The organism is Oxalicibacterium sp. (assembly GCF_035565035.1).
GTDB lineage: Bacteria > Pseudomonadota > Gammaproteobacteria > Burkholderiales > Burkholderiaceae_D > Oxalicibacterium.
In genome coordinates this window covers 1-4184 of record NZ_DATMTD010000070.1, presented here as the reverse complement: position 1 = coordinate 4184, position 4184 = coordinate 1, and the positions used below count along the sequence as shown (strand labels likewise).

General features: G+C 54.7%; 4 protein-coding genes. All 4 read left to right on the top strand.

The window, feature by feature from the left end:
- Window positions 1-204: hypothetical protein (locus tag VN114_RS06655; protein WP_325513234.1), on the top strand; the 204-nt coding region annotated here is incomplete at its 5' end.
- A gap of 204 nt (window positions 205-408) precedes the next feature.
- Window positions 409-1164 carry an SIMPL domain-containing protein gene (locus tag VN114_RS06650; protein WP_325513232.1) on the top strand — a complete coding sequence of 252 codons (756 nt, stop codon included), beginning with the start codon at window positions 409-411 and terminating at the stop codon, window positions 1162-1164.
- Between the two features lie 213 nt (window positions 1165-1377).
- Window positions 1378-2259 (top strand): CDP-diacylglycerol--serine O-phosphatidyltransferase, encoded by an 882-nt coding sequence (gene pssA / locus VN114_RS06645; RefSeq protein ID WP_325513230.1) that lies wholly within the window; start codon window positions 1378-1380, stop codon window positions 2257-2259.
- Window positions 2260-2325: 66 nt separating this feature from the next.
- On the top strand, window positions 2326-3873 hold the full coding sequence (locus VN114_RS06640; RefSeq protein ID WP_325513228.1) for a 2-isopropylmalate synthase: 1548 nt from the start codon (window positions 2326-2328) through the stop codon (window positions 3871-3873).
- Window positions 3874-4184 lie beyond the last annotated feature (311 nt).

Below are 4184 nucleotides of genomic sequence, written 5' to 3'. Positions count from 1 at the left end.
GAGCTAAAAGCCGCACGCTGGTGCGGCTTTTTTGCGCTCTCACGTGCCTTGGATCGCCAAAACCAAATTGGTCGATCAAACGAAGAACTGATTTTCTTCGAAGAGATATCGGGCATTATCCGGCATGTGCTTGCAGGCGCGTGCCGCGCTCAGACGAAAAGCCACGCATTTGCGTGGCTTTTTTATTGGTGCCGGCTGCCGTGAATGCATGGCAAGGGATTAATCAAAACTGGATTTGCCACGTCTATACGGATAGCCGTGCTGGTTGCAGCTTTTTTCGTTTACAGTTTGTTGCATTAGATACAGATGGCTTGCTGAAAGGAAAGAACCAACGTTGTCACTAGAGGTCATAACAGACGATTCATATCATCAACATGGGTGATGGCACCCACAATCCGGAGATACGCAATGTCACGATTAAAATTCCTTTTTGCAGCGCTGACCTGCACGGTTGCCGGAGCAACGGCTTTTGCACAGACTCCGATTCAAACGAGTGGTACGCTGGTCATCGTTCCCGCATTTGGCGAGGTCAAGCATGCCAATGATCAGGCAATTCTGACGCTTGCTGTAGAGGAGCAGGACAAGGACAAGGCGGCTGCCGCTTCCCGCGTCAATCAGAAGATGAAGCAAGGCATGGACATCGTTCGCAAGCAGGATGGCGACGCGGTTCTCTCCACACGCGGCTACTACACCTACGCTGTGTATCCGGAGGGGCAGCCTCAGCCGCGCCAGTCGAACAAACCGCCGCAGCCAATCGCATGGCGTGTCGGCCAGTATCTGGATGTGAAAACGACCAACCTGGCCGGTTTGCCGAAAACGGTTTCTGCCGTGCAGAGCATCTTGTCGGTCAACTCACTGAATTTCGGTTTGTCCGATACGACCTCTCGCAAGCTGGATGCGCAGCGTATCGATGCGACGTACAAAAACCTGAATGAGCGCATCGTGTCGATCGCACGTGCGATGGGACGTAATCCGTCAGATGCGGTGCTGGATACGGTTGATTTTGAAGGTTCCGGCAACTACGCACAGGACGCAGTTTCCGCGGCGCCGAAAATGATGCGCACGTCGATGATGGCGGAATCCGATTCCGTTGCAGAGCCGAGCTTTGAACCGGGTGAGACAACGTTGACGATGCGTGTGGTCGGCAAGATCAAATTCCGTTAACAGTCGGCGCTCATGCCGACAGGTTTGCCGCCGGCATGAGCGCAAGAGATTTGGCGCCAGTGCGTCATTGATCAATCGCACCGCATCCTCCCGGGACGGTGCGATTTCTTTTTCGTTGGTCATTCCGCGCGGCAACCGCCCGATGTATACCGTCTGCTACACTAGCAATCTCGGTTTCTCCACTAAAAACGGTATTTATAAAGCGGGATTCGCATGCCAAGTTTCAATCGCCGGAAAGCGAAAAATACGCCATCCACCTTCAACAAGACACGTCCGCTGGGAAGGCTCGCGCGTGGCAAGCAGGATGTGCAGTATGACGAGGACGAGGATATTGAATCGGGCAGAACCTTGCGTCGACGCGGCATTTATCTGTTGCCGAATGCGTTCACGACGGCAGGCCTGTTCTGTGGTTTCTACGCAATCGTGATGGCAATGGGGCAGAAGTTCGACTACGCCGCCATTGCGATTTTTGCCGCGATGTTGCTGGATTCGATCGATGGACGTGTGGCGCGTTTGACGCACACGCAGAGTGAGTTCGGTGCGCAATACGACAGCCTGGCGGATATGGTGTCGTTTGGTGCCGCACCGGCACTGGTGGTCTACGTGTGGGCGTTGCAGGGGATGGGCAAGCTGGGCTGGCTCGCGGCTTTCGTCTATTGCGCAGGCGGTGCGTTACGACTGGCGCGCTTCAATACCAATATTGGCGTGGTCGATAAGCGTTACTTTCAGGGTTTGCCAAGTCCGGCCGCGGCGGCGCTGGTCGCCGGCTTCATCTGGCTGATGCAGGACCTCGGTTATGCCGGCGCGGAATTGAGCTGGGCAGCATGGATCATCACGCTGTATGCAGGATTGACGATGGTCACGAACGTGCCGTTCTACAGCTTCAAGGACATCAATTATCGCAAGTCGGTGCCGTTCATTGCGATCTTCCTGATCGTGCTGGCGTTTGTCGCCGTTGCCGGCGATCCGCCGAAAGTGTTGTTTGGCCTGTTCATTCTGTATGGCTTGTCGGGTTACGCCGTGTATTTCTGGCGCCTGGCAAAAGGCAAGCCGGTCAGCATCGTGCAAACCGAAATGGACGAGCATCACGATTAATCCCTGCGCTGCCGTCAGCGTGGCGGGATTTGCAAGCTAACGGGCATCAGCCCTGAGGAGTGCATCATGGCAGTCGATTCTGGCAAACTGATCATTTTCGATACGACCTTGCGTGACGGCGAACAATCGCCGGGCGCGTCGATGACGAAGGATGAAAAGATCCGTATTGCGCGCCAGCTTGAACGCCTGCGGGTCGATATCATCGAGGCAGGTTTTGCTGCAGCGTCGCAAGGCGATTTCGAATCGATCCAGGCGATCGCAGCGATCATCAAGGATGCGACGGTCTGCTCGCTGTCACGCGCAAACGACAAGGATATTTCGCGTGCAGCCGAAGCACTGGCACCTGCCGAAAGAAAGCGCATCCACACTTTCATCGCAACATCTCCGCTGCATATGGAGAAAAAGCTGCGCATGTCGCCGGACCAGGTTCTGGAACAGGCAAAGCTGGCAGTACGTTATGCGCGTAAATTTACCGACGACATCGAGTTCAGTCCGGAAGACGGCAGCCGTTCCGACATGGATTTCCTGTGTCGCGTGACCGAAGGCGTGATCGACGAAGGCGCGACCACGATCAATTTCGCCGACACCGTCGGTTACGGTGTTCCGGGTTTGTACGGCAACATGCTGAAGACATTGCGCGAGCGTGTGCCGAATTCCGACAAGGCGGTCTGGTCCGTGCATTGTCATAACGACCTCGGCATGGCGGTCGCCAATTCGCTGGCTGGCGTCATGATCGGTGGCGCTCGTCAGGTCGAATGCACGATCAACGGTCTGGGTGAACGCGCAGGCAATACCGCGCTGGAAGAAATCGTGATGGCCGTGCGTACGCGCACGGATCATTTCAATCTGCAACTCGGCATCGACACGACGCAGATCGTGCCGACGTCCAAGCTGGTGTCGCAGATCACCGGCTTTGCGGTGCAACCGAACAAGGCCGTCGTTGGGGCCAACGCGTTTGCGCATGCGTCTGGCATTCATCAGGATGGCGTGCTGAAGGCACGCGACACTTACGAGATCATGCGTGCCGAGGATGTCGGCTGGACGACCAACAAGATCGTGCTCGGCAAGCTGTCGGGGCGTAACGCATTCAAGCAACGACTCGAAGAACTCGGCATCACGCCGGATTCTGCAACGGAAATGGATGCGGCTTTTGTCCGCTTCAAGAAGTTGGCCGATCGGAAATCGGAGATCTTTGACGAAGACATCATGGCGCTGGTTTCCGATGAACCGCATGCACATGATCAGGAGTTCTACCACTTCGTCTCGTTATCTCAGCAATCTGCAACGGGCATCAAGCCATCAGCGCAAGTGGTGTTTTCGATCGGTGGCAAGGAAGAAATTTGCCGCGGCGAAGGAAACGGCCCCGTCGATGCGATCGTCAATGCGATTGAATCGAAAGTGGAGAGCGGTGCAGAGTTGCTGCTTTTTTCAGTCAATGCGATTACGACAGGGACCGAATCTCAGGGCGAGGTGACGATGCGTCTGTCGAAAGCCGGGCGTATTGTCAACGGCGTAGGTGCCGATCTGGATATCGTGGTCGCCTCGGCCAAAGCCTATATATCTGCCTTGAACAAACTGTATTCGAAAACGGAAAAACTGAATCCCCAGCTATAAGCTCCAGATCATAATTCGTTAATCAGGCCTTGCCTCCGTGCAAGGCCTTTTTGTTTGTGTTGTTGTTTACTCGTGGTCATCAGTTAAGTGAAGCAGCGCACAGAACATTGCCCAGTGGATGCATATGATTTATTTGCAGTAATCATATTGCTCAGGCGAGGGAGGAGGGCCGGCATGGATAACGATAATAATAATGGCGTTAGCGAACGAAGTAATCACGCAGAAATCGGCTTCATCACGCTCTTTTTGGCCAGCAGTATATTGCTGGTCTTTACGTTTGTTGCTGCCGTTGTCATCGTTGCCTGGGGACC